The sequence below is a fragment of the Providencia alcalifaciens genome, from assembly GCF_915403165.1.
GTDB classification, from domain to species: domain Bacteria; phylum Pseudomonadota; class Gammaproteobacteria; order Enterobacterales; family Enterobacteriaceae; genus Providencia; species Providencia alcalifaciens_C.
This window is the reverse complement of the sequence record NZ_OU659204.1, coordinates 2,834,185-2,851,027: the sequence shown is the minus strand read 5'-3', so window position 1 is coordinate 2,851,027 and position 16,843 is coordinate 2,834,185. Positions and strand designations below refer to the sequence as shown.

Genomic DNA, 16,843 nt, shown 5'->3' with positions numbered 1-16,843 from the left:
AAAAAGGACAGATGTAAACATGAAAGCTAGAAAAACATATAAGTTCATTACCGCCTTATTACTTTTACTCTGTTCGACCGTATCCACTCAGGTTTATGCGGGTGTTGCATTAGGTGCAACGCGAGTGATTTATCCTGCGGATCAAAAGCAGGTTCAACTTGCTGTGACCAATAATGATGAAAAGGGCGTTTTTCTGATCCAATCGTGGGTTGAAAATGCCAATGGCCAAAAAGATAGCCAATTTGCAATTACACCGCCCCTTTTCACGATGAAAGGTGTTAAAGAAAATACACTGCGCATTATTGATGCGACCAATAACCAACTGCCGAAAGACAGAGAAACGCTGTTTTGGCTGAATGTGAAAGCGATTCCCGCAATGGATAAAGCGAACATGAGCGAGAACACGTTGCAGTTAGCGATTATTAGCCGCATTAAACTGTATTACCGTCCAACAGGTCTCTCCATTGCACCGGATAAAGTGGCTGAAGAATTACGCTTTAAGCGCCAAGGTAGCTCACTGATTGTGGTTAACCCAACACCTTATTTTGCCACAGTCACAGATTTAAAAATCGGTGTAGCGAAATTGGATAACGTGCTTGTTCCTCCATTTGGTGATGCGTCAGTGAATGTTCCTTCCAATGGAAATGGTGCCATTAGCTATCAAACCATTAATGATTACGGCGCACTAACGCCGAAAATGACAGGAAAAATGCAGTAAAAACTTACGTTTTTATTTCTCGAAAATAATTAAACATCATTCCAACTTGGAAAGTTTGCTGAGCAACATTGTTGAGCGGAGGGAACATGTCACATCTGACATCTGAAAAAGGGCTATTAATTTCAAAAAAAGGATCATTTTTGGGATGCAGATTCGAACGTCATTTTCCTTTGGTTCCGCTGGCATTCTTGATAGGCGCATGCCTTTATCCAACATGGGCGACGGCAGAGTTATATTTTAACCCTCGTTTCTTAGCGGATGATCCTTCGGCAGTCGCAGATTTATCTGCGTTTGAACAAGGGCAAGAAGTTCCTGAAGGGACTTATCGTGTTGATGTCTATCTTAATGATGGTTATTTACTCACCCGGGATGTGAACTTTGTTCTGGATAAAAATGATAAACAGCTATCCCCTTGTTTAACGCCTAATGAATTGGCCAAGATGGGGATCAATACATTAGCGCTGCCAGAATTACAGACGAAACCCAAAGATACCTGTGAACCATTATCATCCACCGTGAAGGATTCAACGGCGAGATTTGATGTGGGTTTGCAACGGTTATATATCACTGTTCCACAACTGTTTATGAAAGACAAAGCACGAGGCTTTATTCCACCGGAGCTTTGGGATTCAGGGATCACGGCAGGCATTTTAAACTATAGCCTGACGGGAAGTAGTGCACGTAACCAAGACGGAAAGAACAGTAGCTATAACTATTTGAATCTACAAAGTGGTTTAAATTTTGGCGCGTGGCGCTTACGGGATAACTCCACATGGAGCCACAGCACAGGTACGGCGAATAGCGAAACTCGCTGGGAACATATCAATACCTATTTAGAGCGCGGTATCAATGTGATCCGCTCTCGTTTAACGCTGGGTGATAGCTACACACCGGGAGAAATTTTTGACAGCGTTAACTTCCGAGGCGTTCAATTAGCCTCGGATGACAATATGCTGCCTGAAAGTCAAAAAGGATTTGCGCCCGTGATCCGAGGGATCGCTCGTGGTACAGCGGATGTCTCTGTTAAACAAAATGGTTATGAGATCTATCGCAACACATTCCCACCGGGACCATTTGTGATTAACGATCTCTATTCTGCGGGAAATAGCGGTGATTTGCATGTGACGATCACTGAAGTTGATGGATCCGTACAGAGCTTTACCGTGCCATATTCATCCGTTCCGCTGCTACAACGTGAGGGGCATACTCAATATGCCGTCACTGTAGGGGATTACCGTTCGGGAAGCGGCAATCAGGAAAAACCGACATTCTTACAAACTACGTTACTGCACGGTTTGTCATATGGTTGGACGCTCTATGGCGGAACTCAGTTAGCCAATCGCTACCAAGCTTTTAACGCAGGGGTAGGTAAAAACATCGGTATCTTTGGGGCGTTATCTATCGATATTACCCATGCAAATGCCAAATTACCGGATGACAGTAACCATCAAGGGCAGTCAATTCGTTTCTTATATAACAAGTCCCTGAATGAAACTGGCACGATTATTCAGCTGGCGGGTTATCGGTATTCAACAAAGGGTTACTACTCATTTGCGGATACGACCTACAAGCGGATGTCAGGGTATAACCTTGCGACGCAAGACGGCATTATCCAAGTGACACCTAAGTTTTCTGACTATTACAACTTAGCCTATAACAAGCGCGAAAAAATTCAGTTAACCCTAACTCAGCAGTTGGGTGAGCAATCCACTATGTATGTGACGGGTAGTCATGAAACATATTGGAATACCAGTAAAGCGGATAAGCAATTACAGGTAGGGATTAACACGCTGATTAAAGGGATTAGTTGGGGATTAAGTTACAGTCTGTCCAAAAACTCATGGCAGGATGGCAATGACCAAATGCTGGCATTGAACGTCAACATTCCCTTTAGCCATTGGTTACGTTCGGACAGTCAGTCTATCTGGCGTAATGCCAGCGCAAGTTACAACGTTTCTCACGATCTCAAAGGTCGCGTGAACAACACGGCCGGTTTATACGGAACGTTATTGGAAGACAATAACTTAAGTTATAGCGTTCAAGCTGGGTATGCAGGCGGTGGGCAAGGTAACTCTTCGGGGACAGGCTATACGTCACTGAACTATCGCGGGGCTTATGGAAATGCCAACGTCGGTTATAGCTATGCCGATAATATTCGCCAAGTTTACTACGGTGTGAGTGGAGGGGTCTTAGCCCATGAAAATGGATTAACACTGAGTCAGCCGATGAACGATACCGTGGTATTAGTGAAAGCGCCGGGTGCGGGGCATGTGAAAGTTGAAAACCAAACTGGGGTTGAGACTGACTGGCGGGGCTATGCGGTTTTACCTTATGCCACTGAATATCGTGAAAACCGTATTGCTTTGAATACCAATACGTTAGCGAACAACGTGGATCTGGATGATCCGGTCATGAATGTGGTGCCAACTCGTGGCGCTGTAGTTCGCGCTGATTTCCAACCGAAAGTTGGGATCAAAGTTCTGATGACGTTAACTCGCCATGGAAAACCGGTGCCATTCGGTTCAGTTGTCTCTTCTGGCGAAAATAGTGGTGGCAATATTGTGGCGGAAGATGGGCAAGTTTACTTAACAGGGCTGCCGTTAACCGGACAATTAATCGCACGTTGGGGGGATGGGGCAGATGCTCAGTGTAAGGTCAATTACACACTGCCAGCAGAAAGCCAATATGAAATCCTCAGCAAGTATAGTGCCGAGTGCCTCTAAGGAGCCAATAGTGTTTGATAAATCCAATATTTTCTTTGCCTCAATGCTGACTTCTTTGTGCTTATGTTCCAATGCATTGGCGGCGGATAGCACCATTAACATTACAGGCAATGTGCGAGATAACACTTGTGCTGTGGCTCCCGGTTCACAAAACCAAGTGGTAGATTTGCTACTGAATGCGGTGAAACAGTTGCACTCAGTGGGGGAAGTGACACCGACGGTGCCGTTTCGTATTGAGCTAACACCCTGCGGTTCTGCGGTAACAGCAGTCAAAGTCGGGTTTGTCGGTATTGCAGACTCGAATAACAAAACCTTACTGGCATTAGAACCTGGTAGCGCAAATGCGACAGGGGCAGGTATTCAGATTTTAGACAGTGCTAAAGATCCATTAGTCCTCAATGCGGACTCGAATAATATTGCATGGACGCCTTTAGTGGCAGGAAAAGCCAATACGCTCAATTTCAATGCACGTTTAATGGCGTCAAAACTGCCCGTTACGGCAGGGCATATTCGAGCAACCGCCACATTTACGCTCGAATTTCAGTAAATAGAGGATGCGATGAATGACGTATAAATCAACAATGATGACAGCTTTAATTTTGGGACTGTTATCTTCATCAATAACCTCCACACATGCGGCTGACGTAACAGTGACGGTCAATGGGAGCGTTGTTGCGAAGCCTTGTACGGTATCAACCAAGACGGCCAATGTGGATTTGGGAGACCTTTACACGTTCAATTTGACCTCACCGGGATCGGCATCGGATTGGCATACTGTGTCGCTGGATTTGACCAATTGCCCTGTTGGCACATCGGTGGTCATGGCGACTTTTAAAGGTGTCGCTGATTCGGTGGGATACTACAAAAACCAAGGTACGGCAGGCAATATCCAGCTGCAACTTCAAGATTCATCGGGTAATAATTTAAATAACGGCGCACAAAAACGCGTGCCAGTCAGCGATGCTACGCTTTCAACCAGTTTTCCTTTACAGGTAAGGGCAATATCGGTGAGAGGAGGGGCGACACAAGGCTCCATCCAAGCGGCAATTGATGTTACCTACACGTATCTGTGAGCAAAATTATGAATATAAAACAGCTAGTTAAGTTAATCTTTGTTAACGCATTTATCTATTTTGTCGGGGTTTCTTCGGCATTTGCTTTTACCTGTTACGACTCAACAGGAAACGTTTTAAGCTATACGCAAAGCCCTGTAACAGCCAATGCGTATGTTAACTTGCAGCCAAGTGTTCAATCAGGTCAAAACTTAGTGGTCGATTTGTCGAGTTCGATATTTTGTAAGAACGATGACCCAACAGCGCGACGTGACCAAGTAAACATGATCCGAGGTTCCGCTTATGGTGGGGTATTAAATAACTTTCGGGGCTCATTACGGTATTATGGCTCAAGCTATACGTTCCCTTTGACTAACCCAACTCACCAGCAAGATTTTCCATCGGGCAATTACACAGCATGGAATACCCAATTGTATTTAACCCCCATATCTGCGGCGGGTGGTGTAGTGGTTAACCGAGGAACCCACTTTGCAACATTGGTAATGTACCAAGTTGGTTCTAACATCGTGGGGGGCGGTAACGTCAATACATCGACCTTTACATGGAATTTGTATGCCAACAATGATGTTGTGGTACCTATTGGTGGCTGTGATGTTTCTTCGCGTAATGTGGTAGTCAATTTACCGGAATATCCGGGAAGTGCTCAACCGGTACCCTTATCTATCTATTGCGCTTCGAGCCAAAATATCTCCTATTATTTAACAGGTACAACGGATACGAGCAGCAATATTTTTGCTAATACCCTATCCGGTGCTAATGCTGCAAAAGGGGTAGGGATCCAAATGGTTCGCAATGGTAATGCAATTCCAGCAAACCAAAACGTCCAGTTAGGTCGAGTAGGAACTTCGTCGACGAGTTTAGGGCTAAGTGCGCGATATTCAAGAACTCAAGGTCAGGTGACCGCAGGGAAAGTGCAGTCGGTGATTGGCGTGACATTTATGTATGATTAGTGAATGAATTAGACAGATGAAAAGGCTCAAGGAGGAATATCTTGAGCCTTTTTGCGTTAAATAAATATTCAATATACCCAGCGGAAATCCTATTGATCCGTATGTAATAGGGGCAGTGGATTTTTTATCATTGGCCCATCAATGAGAACTTAATCCATTAATATTATTGTAGAATATAGTCATCATTATCGTTTTGGTAATCTTGGCTTTTATTCTACAAACCCTGAGTGCAGACCACCCGCAAAAAATCCTTCACGAAAGAATAAATGCCAAATAATAAATTATAAATAAATTTTAATAGTCATTAATGCGTATTATTAACCGATGAAAATAATTTGCAAACGAGATTGGTTATCAATATACTTTTTTCGACCTGTTAAAAATACTCAATATACTAGTTCAAGCGTCACTTCACCTTGGAGAAGATAGCAACATGTTGAAAAAACTGTATTTTTTACGTAATAAAATGCGTTTAATTACGTTGGCCTCATCACTTATTGTTACCTGCGCACTGCCTGCCATGGCAAAAGATTCCTTAACGTTATACACCACTCGTGAACCGGGACTGATTCAGCCACTGCTGGATGCCTTTACCAAAGAAACGGCTATTGATGTCAACACTGTCTATGTCAAAGACGGCATGTTAGAGCGCGTCAAAGCGGAAGGTAAAAACTCCCCTGCGGATTTATTAATGACGGTGGACGCGGGTAACCTCATCGATTTAGTCGAAGCAGGTGTTACGCAGCCTGTGGATTCAAAAGTATTAACTGATGCTATTCCTGCTTCATTACGCGATAAAGATAACCAATGGTTTGGTTTATCGATGCGCGCTCGAGTGCTGTATGCGGAAAAAGATTTACCGTTAACTAGCATCACGTATGAAGATTTAGCTGACCCTAAATGGAAAGACAAAATTTGTATCCGCGCAGGTCAGCACCCGTATAACACAGCGTTGGTGGCGGCAATGATTGCCCACGACGGTGAAGCGAAAACGGAAGCGTGGTTACGTGGCGTGAAAGCCAACTTAGCACGTAAAGCAACGGGCGGTGATCGCGATGTCGCTCGTGATATTCTTGGTGGTATCTGCGATGTTGGTTTAGCTAACTCTTATTATGTGGGTCATATGAAAAATGCCAAAGAAGGCACTGACGCACGTAAATGGGGGGATGCTATCAAAGTGGTTCAGCCAACCTTTACTCACGGTGGAACACACGTCAACATTACTGGCGCAGCCGTTGCGCGTCATGCTCCCCATAAAGCAGAAGCGGTTAAGTTGATGGAATATCTGGTTTCTGTTCCTGCTCAGCAACTGTACGCGCAAGCAAACTATGAATACCCAATTCGCAAAGGCGTTCCACTGGATGCCACTATCAATAACGCGATTGGGGAAATCAATGTGGATACCCTTCCACTTACCGAAATTGTGAAATACCGTAAACAAGCGAGTCAGTTGGTAGATAAAGTTGGATTCGATCAATAAAACTGGCTTAACCTCTACGCGCGGGGCTTTCGGGTTACCGCGTGTTGGTTTCTCGCCATTAACTCTTTCTGTGGTGGTCATTACGCTTGGCGTTCTGACCCCTTTGTTGTTTTTATTAGGTCTGGCTGCAAGCTCAGGATTCGACCATTGGGAACATTTGATGCGCTATGTGCTTCCCGATGCCACCTTAAATACCTTAATTTTACTGCTGGGTGTTGGTGCAATGGTGATGACCATTGGCGCAGGGTGTGCATGGCTGGTGACAGCGTTTGATTTCCCTGGTCGAAAGCTGTTTAGCTGGGCGCTGCTACTGCCCCTTGCGATGCCAACCTACATTGTGGCGTTTGCATGGTTAGATTTACTGCACCCTATTGGACCGATTCAAGAATTTATTCGTAGCGTGTTAGGGTACGATTCACCACGCCAATTCCGCCTTCCTGATCTCCGTTCGATGACGGGGGCCATTTTGTTGCTTGGTCTGGTGCTTTATCCCTATGTTTACTTGACCATGCGAGCCATGTTTATGAGTCAGCCAGCTCATTTGCTGGAAGCGGCTCGAACCCTTGGACTCAGTTCAACGGGGACATTTTTCCGAGTGGCTCTACCGATGGCGCGTCCTGCCTTAGTGGTGGGCACAAGCCTCGCTCTGCTGGAAACCCTCAATGATATCGGCGCATCGGAATTTTTAGGTGTGAATACATTGACCGTGACGGTGTACACCACATGGGTGACTCGCTCTGATCTGCCCGCTGCGGCGCAAATTGCCTGCTCGATGTTAACCGTGATTATCTTGCTGTTAGCATTAGAATATTACGGTCGAAAAAATCAGCGTTACAGTACTGGGCGGCAAATGCGAGGGATCTTGCCATCGCGTTTGACGGGATGGCGCGCCATATTAGCGACGTGCGTCACCGCACTACCCGTCGTGTTAGGCTTTTTAGCACCGGCACTTTTTTTAGGGTGGGAAAGCCTTAAACGCATCAGTGACAGCATGACAATCTCAAGCAGCCTGTTGCAGTCACTACAAAACTCATTATTGCTGGCGGCGGGTGTCACCGTCGTTGTGACGTTGGTGAGCATTGTGGTGGCGTGGTATGCCAGAGCGAGTGCGATCTCCGGTTCATCTCAAGAATGGCGACGAACCTTGATGAAAATTGCTTCGCTGGGTTATGCAGTGCCCGGAACGGTATTGGCAATAGGTTTGTTAACACCGGGTATGGCGCTGGATAATTTTCTTGCTGAGCTATTGGATTTTAGAGGATTACCGCTGTTATCAACGGGAATTTTATTGGTTATCTGCTGTTCAATTCGATTTATGGCTATCTCCATTGGGGCGATTGATGCTGGGTTAACCCGCATTCCGCCGAGTATGGAACAAGCCTCAAGGCTGCTAGGGGAAAGCGAGCTGCGAACGTTCTTTCGTGTGCATCTTCCGCTATTACGTCCAGCACTCGTCACCAGTGCATTGTTGGTCTTTGCTGATGCGATGAAAGAGTTGCCGACCACATTACTGTTACGTCCGGTGAATTTTGAGACGTTGGCAACCTCGTTGTATGCAGAGGCGGCGCGAGGAACCTATGAAGAAGGCGCGATTGCAGCACTATTAATTGTGCTAGCAGGGACATTGCCTGTGATCCTCTTAGCGCGCAGTCAGCTGACTTCATCTCAATCAAAACGGTCATCTTAATAAAAATGATTATGTTAAGGAATGTCTTCGGTGTCAGATTCAACCTTAGTTCTTGACAATGTCCATGTTTCTTATGGCAATAAACATCAACGTAACCATGTGCTTAATGGTTTCTCTTTGCATATTGATGCTGGTGAAATTGGTTGCTTACTTGGGGCTTCAGGATGCGGAAAAACCACGGCATTAAGAGCGATTGCTGGGTTTGAACAGGTAGAGCAAGGAACAATCTACGTGGGAGGCCGCTGTGTTGCTGGCCCGCATCTTCATCTGCCACCTGAACAGCGTAATGTTGGGATGGTTTTCCAAGATTACGCCTTGTTTCCTCATTTAACGGCGGCGCAGAACGTGGCATTTGGGCTTAGAAAACAGCCTAAAGAGCAGCAACAGGCTCGCGTTCAACAGCTATTAACGTTGGTTGAATTGAGCGGCTTAGCTGAACGTTATCCTCACGAAATGTCGGGTGGTCAGCAGCAGCGCATTGCTTTAGCACGAGCGTTAGCGCCACAGCCTGCGGTGCTGTTGCTGGATGAACCGCTTTCGAGCCTTGATCCAGATAGCCGAAAACGCTTAGGGCAAGAAGTGCGGGATATTTTACGTGCGGCGGGGCAGACGGCGCTGTTAGTGACCCACAGTGAAGATGAAGCCCAGTTAATGGCAAATAAAATCAGCTACTTAAAAGAGGGGCGTTTGCTCGAAGAGTAACTGCTCGAAGAGTAACGAAAAAACAATGCCGCGAAAGCGGCATTGGCAAATAAACTTACTTAAAACAGGTTTGCGCCCAGCGGGCTAATCCAGCAGTCACCGAGCCAAAGTCATCACCACGAACAATGGGAATATTCGGCAGTTGTTCTTGAATCGCTTGATGTAAGATAGGCGATCGGGCGCTACCCCCGGTGACAAAAATAGCATCCGGTTGAACGCCTCCTTGTACAACGGCTTCTTTTACCAACTCAATCATTTTGCTTTTTGGTGATTCAATCGCATCAATCAATTGATCACGTCCAATATTCACTTCAAGCAGCTCTTTTGATAATGCAATTTTCGCTAAATAATTTTGCTCGTCAGAGAGCGCGATTTTCGCCTCTTCCGCTTTGCGTACAATGCTGTAACCCAGTGTTTGGTGATAAACCTCGAGTAAACGGGCGAGCAAAGCTGGCTCTTGAGCATCTTGTTGTAAGCGGGTTAATGCATTGAGGTTAGCGCGAGAATAAAACTCTTTTTGTGCTTCCACATTGTTAATGGCAATCGGATTCCAAAACTGCAACAGAGGCATTTTGATCCCCGATTGATATTGGCTTTCCATGCCAAAAAGCTGCATTAACTGTTTTAAGGCAACGAAAATATCCAGATCGTTTCCGCCAACACGTTGACCTGTATGGGCTAACAAAGAGCTTGTACGGTCGTGGCTGTCTTTGTAACTTGGACCCATTTGGATCAGTGAGCAGTCGGTGGTTCCCCCACCAATATCCACCACTAAAATGGTCCTCTCATTGGTGAGAGTAGATTCATACTCTAACCCAGCGGCAACGGGCTCAAACTGGAAGGCAATATTCTTAAACCCAGCACGTTTAGCGGCTTTTAATAAGATAGCTTCCGCTTGCTGGTTCGCCAGTTCACCACCACGTCCATGGAAGTTAATTGGGCGACCAATCACGGTGTCAGTGATGGTTTGTTGGGTACTTGCTTCGGCAGTATGCTTGATATTTGCCATCATGGCGCACACTAAATCTTCGAAGAAACTCACTTGGGTTTCGTGTAAGCCTGATGCACCTAAAAAAGATTTAGGTGATTTTACATAGTAGACATCACGAGGGTCGCTTAAATATAAGTCCAGCGCAGCTTGCCCGAAAACAATATCTTCCGGCTCCAGTTCAATGCCTTCATCCTGATTAAACGCAATAGAGCGTCGGAGGATTTGCTGGCCTACTGAGTCTGTCGGAGAAATATTCAGATGGCGAAATAAGTGCTCTGAAACCGATTCTCTTGTCGGCGCACACAAGGTTGATGGAATATAAAAATTGCTGCCTTCAAGGGGTAACAATTGCGGTTTGCCATCTTTCATGATTGCGACGGAGCAGTTAGATGTTCCGTAGTCAAAACCAATAAACATTTCGCCTCCAAAATCTAGGGTGCTTTGAAAAAAGTGGAAAACTGTATATCAACCTTGCGGGAAATGCTATTGGAACCGCATTTTTATTTTGTGTGGGAAACCTAATTTGGCGCAAGGATAAGGGCAACATAATTTTGTAGGATGAACAGAATTATTTATTGCGAAATACCCTATCGAGGATCAAATGAGCCAAGTCAAGATTGAATTGATGTCTGAAATTACGTGCCCAGAATGTGGGTGTTCGAAAATGGAAGAGATGCCAACCAATGCTTGTCAGTGGTTTTATGAATGCACAGGTTGCGGTGTATTACTAAAGCCATTGGAAGGGGATTGCTGCGTTTTTTGTTCTTATGGCACGGTGAAATGCCCGCCAATTCAAGAAGCAGAATTAACAGGCAAGCCTTCATGTTGCTGTAAATAAGGCACAGAGAAAAATCATTAATTTCGTGGGGAATAGATAATATTCAATTAAGTATAATTATCTATTTTGACAATTTTTACGCCACAAGTAATTAAATTCTTCAAGTGGAAATTCCATTTCGTCTCTATCTAATAGCGGAATGGAAACGATATTTCTACCATCTTCATTCAGGTACGTTTTCACCATAAAACGTTTGTAGGTATAGCTATTTTTTGCATCAAATACCAGAACTTGACCACAAACGTAGCCTAGCATACCGCGATCAGAGGTCTCTCTGATGACATGGTATTTCACATCTTTAAATTCGACGGTTTTAGGGAAATTTAACAAGTCTTCCACAGCCCGCTCGGATTTCTTGATAACATCTAAATCAGGTGTGTAGTTAGCCATTACTCCTGCAAGAAATGATCCTCCTGCGATAAGAATAATCACTAAGATAGAAAGCATCTTATTCGTCATGATATTTTTTCTAGATTATTATATTTAATAAATAAACTTATTATTATTTTTTATCAATTATGGATACCGCGAGGTAATAAAGGTTTAGGAGCCTTTATTATTTTTATTCACTGTTTCCCACTATTTTCCATTAATTTAGCCATGTGAATGGCTTCAATAATTTGAGCGCGATTGACTCTAGGATTATTACTATCAAGTAGGTTTTGCCAGATATTAATCGCCGTTGTGTAATTGGCATTGATAAAGGCATCTGAGGCTAATAACATCAATGCGGTGACTTCATTCTTATCTAGACTCAATGCTTTGTCTATCATTTTTTGTGTGTCATTTGTAACCACTTGTCCGGCTTGGTAATACATCACCGTGGCAATTGCGGCATAGAGTTGGGCATTCTCTCCGCGATACTTGAGTGCATAGCCATAGGCAATTAAAGCATTTTCATAGCTATTTTGATAAAGATAGTATTCACCTAAAACAGCCCAAAGCTCACTGTTTTCAGGGGATTGGCGGATATCTGCTTGTAAACGTTGTAGATCCTGCGTTTCACGCTCTAAGGGTGTAAACAGCAAAATAGGGTCATTTTGTCTTTGATATAAATCAAGTGTTGAATTGAATCGCGGTAATAAAAAATATCCCGCTATCATAATGCAGATTATGATGACAATAAGGGCATTACTTATCTTATTCCAATGAGAATACTGAAGTATTTTTTCATTATTGATATCCGGTAATAATTGTATGTCAGAGTGAGTCTGGTTGTATTTTTCTATTAATGGAATCGCATTATCTAATAAAATAACGCGCGGATTAATTCTATTTTTTACTTTTAATGTTTTCCATAAAATAAAGATAATAAAAAGAACAGCAAATACGGGAAGTAACCATAATAGTAGGGTGCTAAGCGTTAATGGCGGATTATATAAAACAAAGTCACCATAACGCTCGGTCATATAGTGTTTAATCTGAGATTCACTTTTCCCTTCAGAGACCATTTTAAAGACTTGATGGCGCATACTGACTGCCGTAGGTGCATTGGATTCCAACAAGTTTTGGTTTTGACATTGTGGGCAACGTAGCTGTGAAGCGATCTGCAAGGATAATTCTTGCTCCTCATTGGAGTTAAATGCCCATGTATCCACAATTTGGGCGTACGCATTCAAGGAGCACAGCAGCAGAAGTAGCATAACGATTTTTTTAATCATTTTTTCGCCCCCTAAACCAACTCATCAGCGCACCTAAGCACATCACAAATCCACCACCCCAAATCCATTGAATGCCTTCTTGTACATAAAAACGCATTGCATAGCGCTCAGTGCCCGTTTTTTCCCCCAGCACTACATACCAAGAACGCAGCCACCCCCAGTGGATCCCCGGTTCTATCATCAGTTGCTGGCGAGCCATATATAGGCGGCGCTCAGTGACAAGAACAAAGCCATTTTTTGAGTTTTGAGCGATATTTTCATCTACATTTTGACTGACATGGATCAGCGCTTTCTCGGTGGTGTAGTTGGATTCAGCTGCCAGTTGCAATTGCTGAAATTGGAATTGATATCCGCCAACTGAGATAGATTGCCCGACGGCGATATTTTGGCTAATTTCTACTTTTTGTGTTGAGGAAAGGGTAATCCCCATGGCGAACAGAACAACCCCAGCGTGAGCGACAAGGGCAGGAAACTTTTGCTGCACAATAATCAACAGCCGTTGAAGTGGCTTGTGATTTTCGTTCTTGGCAATATCACGATATTTGAGCGTGGCAAGCACCATCACCACTAGCATGAACAGACCAAATGGCAATAACGTTAGGTTGAAATACGGAGCACCGACAGAAATTTTACCTAAGCCTAATAGCCCATAGAGCATCGGGTATAACGTGCCAGTCAGTACGATGCATAAAACCGTGGTAAACAAAATCAATGTCAGTAATAAATAGATTTCTCGTGATGTTTTTCGCCGAGGCTCTTGAAGGGGAAATTTTGCCTTCCAACCATAAATAAACAGCGCACCAAGGCTTAAAATGCTAAATAGCAAAAATAGCGGAACGGCACGCACGTTGTCTAAGGCGAACGCATGAACGGACACTAAGATCCCAGAGCGGACAATCAGTGTACCGAGCAGCGCTAAAATTAATGTGATAATCGCCAGCAACAGACTCCAGTGGCGATACAGCCCTGTTCGGCGAGTAATGGATAAACTGTGCAGCAATGCCGTGGCTGAAAGCCAAGGAAGTAAGGATGCGTTTTCAACCGGATCCCAAAACCACCATCCTCCCCAGCCCAATTCACTGTATGCCCACCAAGAACCGAGGATGATACCGCTAGTGAGTATGCACCAACTTGGAACCGCAAAGCGCCAACACAATTGAGCAATAGGCTGGCTGGAATTTTCAGGAAGTAGGGTGGGCGTCGCCATTAATGACGCGAGCACTAACGCTGCCACTAGCATCAATCCGCTGTAACCAAGGTAAAGTAGCGGCGGGTGTAAAATTAGCCCCCAATGTTGCAGCATCGGATTGAGATCGCGCCCTTCAATGGCAGGCGGAAACAGGCGTTCAAACGGGTTGGAATAGAACACAACAAACAGTAATAATGCCGTGCAAATAGCCGCCAGTACACACAACGTTAAAGGGAAAAACGGGCTATTTTGGCGGCGATAACGCCATGCAAAGAAGGTACTCCAGCCGGAGAAAAACAGCACCCACAGAAGCAGCGAACCTTCGTGCCCTCCCCAGACGGCAGCAATTTTGATAACCAGAGGGGATAAACTGTGGCTATGTTGAGCTACATAGATAACGGAAAAATCACTGAAAACAAAGCTGGCGGTTAAGCAGAGAAACGCAGTTAATAAAAAAGTGAATTGCAAAGATGTCCAGAGCACGCCCTGAGACATTTGCCTCGGGACGTGCCTGAAAACGCCAATAAACCCCAACAGGGTATGATAGCCGGTGATACACAGCGCCAGTAGCAAACTGATAAACCCTATTTCGGGAAGGAAAATTTCCAAGTATCACCTTTATTCTAAGTCGGTTATGCGACCGTTAATTGTCCGGCGTACAGGACAAAGAAACGCAGGAAAAACACGCCAATTAAGCTTGCGCCACTGACCACAATAACCCGAAAAGCTTGGCTACCTTGTTGTTGCCATTTTTTCAACGCAAGGGGAATAACAAACCCAATCCCCACGACGCCAAGCCAGAACCACCACGTCCAGAAACCACCGCCTAATGCCGCAATTAACGAACGCAGTTTGCCATCATCACCGAGCGCCAACCCCACAAAGAAGGCTGCTAGCAGAAATATCTCTAACCAGACGACGAAGCTTTCTACGCGGTGTAAAAAGGCCGTTTCAGGGTTATGAACATTTTTGCGATAGCGCAGGACTACTGCCAGTAAACTCACCGCCAGTCCCGACGAAATTCCTGAAAAGAGGAATAAAGCCGGTAATATTGGGTTGTTTAAGAACGGATAGGATTTTAGGGCCGATAACAAGAATCCCGTATAAGCTCCGAGTAATACGGCTAAGACTAGCATAGCAATATCTAACCCGCGCATGATGCGACTTAACCAACCTAAAACGCGAGGTACTATTGTTAGCTTAGGAAGCCATTTTTGTTGCAACCCAATGAGCTCCTGCTCATAAATTTTAGCCAGCCAAACCACTAGCACTGCCATGTAAACTTGAAACAGCATCACCCCCATGGACATCACAGAAGTTGGGCTGTAGTGAAACATCAATTTCCAGAACGTCCATGGACGGGTTAAGTGGAAAATGAGGATCAGTAGACCGAGAATAATGGTAGTCGGGGCTAAAATTAGCGTGGTACGCATGATAGTACTATTGCTGGTGGCAGCATTGGGGACATATTGGCGCATCAATACTGCCAGAACCACTAACCCCGCAGAGATACCAATCAAAAACAGGTAAACGGCGATAGGCCAGTCCCAGACTAACGACTCAAAATGAAAAGCTGAAGTGGTTGTCATTGGCTAACCTCCCCATATTTAAAGGGAACTCGGTACATTTTGGGTTTCGTTCCCAGTGCAATTTTGAATCGATAGGTCGGTTTTTCATGGAGCATTAGCGACACCGCACTGTTTGGATCATCTAAATTACCGAACACCAACGCATTGGTTGGACACGCTTCGACACAAGCTGGTTGCTTCCCTTTTTTGAGATTGGTTTTACGGCAAAAATCGCATTTATCGGCGGTTTTGCTGATGGGATGAATAAATCTGACGCGGTAAGGGCAGGCGGCAATACAGTATTGACAGCCAACGCACAGATCGGGGTTTACATCCACAATCCCCGTGGTTTTATCAATGAATGAAGCCCCTGTAGGACATACATCGACACATGGGGCATGTTCACAATGTTGGCAAGAGTGGCGGAAGAACCGATATTTGACGTCAGGAAATTGACCAATAGGTTCACTGCGAATAATCGTTAGGCGTGATACGCCTTCTGGAACTTGGTTGACTTCCCGACATGCATCCATACAGGCGGTACAGCCGATACACAGTGTTTCATCGTGGATCATGCCATATCGCACCCCGTCAACTTTCATGGTATTGGCGAGGGAATGCCCCGCCACACCGCCTACCGCCGCCAGTGCGCCTGAATAGATTATGAATTGACGACGAGAACAACTCATGGCTGCTCCTTAAGAACATTCACCGCAGCGGGGTTAAAGTTCGGGTTATCTCGCTGATCTGAGTGGCAATCCACACAGATTTTGACCTTACCTTTATCGCTCAGCACTTTCATGGTGTCTTGCTTTGGATGGAGGTCATGACAACTCGCACAAGCCACTTTGGTCACGTGAACATCGTGGGGCCAAAACGCTTTTTGCAGTTGTTCAGGTAAGTGACAAGATAAACAGACGCTATTTTGTTGTTCCACACTGTACATTGGATCATTAAACCGCATGACGTCTTTGACGCCTTCACGGTGATTGGGACCCGGTTTGCCGTGGCAATTGGTGCACGTCACTGGCAAATTATTATTCGGGTTGATGACCTCAGCATGGGTGCCATGCATCCCTTCTTTATCGGGTTTATGGCAATCAAGGCAAGCCTTGTCTGGATTACGCTGCTGCGTAACTTGCCAACGACCGTCTTTGTTAGCTTCTTCAGCCATTTGTGGTGTTGCCGACGCGGATATCGCCCATAACAAGCCTGACGCCAGCACCCCAGCAGTTAATAACGAACGTAGTACGCTCATATTCA

At 45.0% G+C, this 16,843-nt stretch carries 16 protein-coding genes; 9 read left to right on the top strand and 7 right to left on the bottom strand.

Annotation, left to right across the window (positions count from 1 at the left end; translation table 11 throughout):
* The first annotated feature begins 19 nt into the window (after nucleotides 1-19).
* The 8 genes from LDO73_RS13085 (at nucleotide 20) to LDO73_RS13050 (ending at nucleotide 9,333) form a co-directional block, all read left to right on the top strand.
* Nucleotides 20-718 (top strand): fimbria/pilus periplasmic chaperone, encoded by a 699-nt coding sequence (locus tag LDO73_RS13085; protein ID WP_224058372.1) that lies wholly within the window; start codon nucleotides 20-22, stop codon nucleotides 716-718.
* Nucleotides 719-804: 86 nt separating this feature from the next.
* Entirely contained in the window at nucleotides 805-3,441 is a 2,637-nt protein-coding gene (locus LDO73_RS13080; protein WP_224058371.1) for a fimbrial biogenesis usher protein, read from the top strand.
* A 43-nt stretch (nucleotides 3,442-3,484) separates the two neighbouring features.
* A complete protein-coding gene (locus tag LDO73_RS13075) occupies nucleotides 3,485-3,988 on the top strand; it encodes a fimbrial protein (protein ID WP_224061189.1) in 504 nt (167 codons plus the stop codon).
* 34 nt (nucleotides 3,989-4,022) lie between these two features.
* Nucleotides 4,023-4,514 carry a fimbrial protein gene (locus LDO73_RS13070; protein ID WP_423810891.1) on the top strand — a complete coding sequence of 164 codons (492 nt, stop codon included), beginning with the start codon at nucleotides 4,023-4,025 and terminating at the stop codon, nucleotides 4,512-4,514.
* 8 nt (nucleotides 4,515-4,522) lie between these two features.
* The gene (locus tag LDO73_RS13065; RefSeq protein WP_224058368.1) at nucleotides 4,523-5,464 is read left to right on the top strand and encodes a fimbrial protein; all 942 of its coding nucleotides are present in this window, start codon (nucleotides 4,523-4,525) and stop codon (nucleotides 5,462-5,464) included.
* Nucleotides 5,465-5,897: 433 nt separating this feature from the next.
* Nucleotides 5,898-6,944: a Fe(3+) ABC transporter substrate-binding protein gene (locus tag LDO73_RS13060; RefSeq protein ID WP_224058366.1), complete on the top strand. Its 1,047-nt coding sequence runs from the start codon at nucleotides 5,898-5,900 to the stop codon at nucleotides 6,942-6,944.
* Nucleotides 6,928-8,631, top strand: coding sequence for an ABC transporter permease (locus tag LDO73_RS13055; protein WP_224058364.1), 1,704 nt, complete (start codon nucleotides 6,928-6,930; stop codon nucleotides 8,629-8,631). Before LDO73_RS13060 ends, LDO73_RS13055 begins: the two co-directional genes overlap by 17 nt.
* 30 nt (nucleotides 8,632-8,661) lie before the next feature.
* A complete protein-coding gene (locus LDO73_RS13050) occupies nucleotides 8,662-9,333 on the top strand; it encodes an ABC transporter ATP-binding protein (protein WP_224058363.1) in 672 nt (223 codons plus the stop codon).
* Between the two features lie 55 nt (nucleotides 9,334-9,388).
* On the opposite strand, the gene yegD is transcribed toward LDO73_RS13050, so the two are convergent.
* Entirely contained in the window at nucleotides 9,389-10,741 is a 1,353-nt protein-coding gene (gene yegD / locus LDO73_RS13045) for a molecular chaperone (RefSeq protein WP_224058361.1), read from the bottom strand.
* Nucleotides 10,742-10,925: 184 nt separating this feature from the next.
* Between yegD and LDO73_RS13040 the strand changes: the two genes are divergently transcribed.
* On the top strand, nucleotides 10,926-11,162 hold the full coding sequence (locus LDO73_RS13040) for a GDCCVxC domain-containing (seleno)protein (protein WP_224058359.1): 237 nt from the start codon (nucleotides 10,926-10,928) through the stop codon (nucleotides 11,160-11,162).
* A gap of 57 nt (nucleotides 11,163-11,219) precedes the next feature.
* Here the strand turns inward: LDO73_RS13040 and LDO73_RS13035 are convergent, their stop codons facing one another.
* The 6 genes from LDO73_RS13035 to nrfB all read right to left on the bottom strand — a co-directional run bounded on the left by LDO73_RS13035 (nucleotide 11,220) and on the right by nrfB (nucleotide 16,838).
* Nucleotides 11,220-11,621: a hypothetical protein gene (locus LDO73_RS13035; protein WP_154602475.1), complete on the bottom strand. Its 402-nt coding sequence runs from the start codon at nucleotides 11,619-11,621 to the stop codon at nucleotides 11,220-11,222.
* Between the two features lie 107 nt (nucleotides 11,622-11,728).
* Complete coding sequence (gene nrfF, locus LDO73_RS13030; RefSeq protein ID WP_224058357.1) at nucleotides 11,729-12,823, bottom strand: heme lyase NrfEFG subunit NrfF; 1,095 nt, start codon at nucleotides 12,821-12,823, stop codon at nucleotides 11,729-11,731.
* Nucleotides 12,816-14,621 carry a heme lyase CcmF/NrfE family subunit gene (locus LDO73_RS13025; RefSeq protein ID WP_224058355.1) on the bottom strand — a complete coding sequence of 602 codons (1,806 nt, stop codon included), beginning with the start codon at nucleotides 14,619-14,621 and terminating at the stop codon, nucleotides 12,816-12,818. The genes nrfF and LDO73_RS13025 overlap by 8 nt, the downstream gene beginning before the upstream one ends.
* A 23-nt stretch (nucleotides 14,622-14,644) precedes the next feature.
* A complete protein-coding gene (gene nrfD, locus LDO73_RS13020) occupies nucleotides 14,645-15,601 on the bottom strand; it encodes a cytochrome c nitrite reductase subunit NrfD (protein WP_224058353.1) in 957 nt (318 codons plus the stop codon).
* Nucleotides 15,598-16,269 carry a cytochrome c nitrite reductase Fe-S protein gene (gene nrfC, locus LDO73_RS13015; protein ID WP_224058351.1) on the bottom strand — a complete coding sequence of 224 codons (672 nt, stop codon included), beginning with the start codon at nucleotides 16,267-16,269 and terminating at the stop codon, nucleotides 15,598-15,600. Before nrfC ends, nrfD begins: the two co-directional genes overlap by 4 nt.
* Nucleotides 16,266-16,838, bottom strand: a complete 573-nt coding sequence (gene nrfB / locus LDO73_RS13010; RefSeq protein ID WP_224058350.1) for a cytochrome c nitrite reductase pentaheme subunit — start codon at nucleotides 16,836-16,838, stop codon at nucleotides 16,266-16,268. The genes nrfC and nrfB overlap by 4 nt, the downstream gene beginning before the upstream one ends.
* Nucleotides 16,839-16,843 lie beyond the last annotated feature (5 nt).

Bases quoted from the DNA above. Each gene is read 5' to 3' on its own strand.
- LDO73_RS13085 (WP_224058372.1), top strand. From the start codon at position 20: ATGAAAGCTAGAAAAACATATAAGTTCATTACCGCCTTATTACTTTTA.
- LDO73_RS13080 (WP_224058371.1), top strand. From the start codon at position 805: ATGTCACATCTGACATCTGAAAAAGGGCTATTAATTTCAAAAAAAGGA.
- LDO73_RS13075 (WP_224061189.1), top strand. From the start codon at position 3,485: ATGCTGACTTCTTTGTGCTTATGTTCCAATGCATTGGCGGCGGATAGC.
- LDO73_RS13070 (WP_423810891.1), top strand. From the start codon at position 4,023: ATGATGACAGCTTTAATTTTGGGACTGTTATCTTCATCAATAACCTCC.
- LDO73_RS13065 (WP_224058368.1), top strand. From the start codon at position 4,523: ATGAATATAAAACAGCTAGTTAAGTTAATCTTTGTTAACGCATTTATC.
- LDO73_RS13060 (WP_224058366.1), top strand. From the start codon at position 5,898: ATGTTGAAAAAACTGTATTTTTTACGTAATAAAATGCGTTTAATTACG.
- yegD (WP_224058361.1), bottom strand. From the start codon at position 10,741: ATGTTTATTGGTTTTGACTACGGAACATCTAACTGCTCCGTCGCAATC.
- LDO73_RS13040 (WP_224058359.1), top strand. From the start codon at position 10,926: ATGAGCCAAGTCAAGATTGAATTGATGTCTGAAATTACGTGCCCAGAA.
- LDO73_RS13035 (WP_154602475.1), bottom strand. From the start codon at position 11,621: ATGACGAATAAGATGCTTTCTATCTTAGTGATTATTCTTATCGCAGGA.
- nrfF (WP_224058357.1), bottom strand. From the start codon at position 12,823: ATGATTAAAAAAATCGTTATGCTACTTCTGCTGCTGTGCTCCTTGAAT.
- nrfD (WP_224058353.1), bottom strand. From the start codon at position 15,601: ATGACAACCACTTCAGCTTTTCATTTTGAGTCGTTAGTCTGGGACTGG.
- nrfC (WP_224058351.1), bottom strand. From the start codon at position 16,269: ATGAGTTGTTCTCGTCGTCAATTCATAATCTATTCAGGCGCACTGGCG.
- nrfB (WP_224058350.1), bottom strand. From the start codon at position 16,838: ATGAGCGTACTACGTTCGTTATTAACTGCTGGGGTGCTGGCGTCAGGC.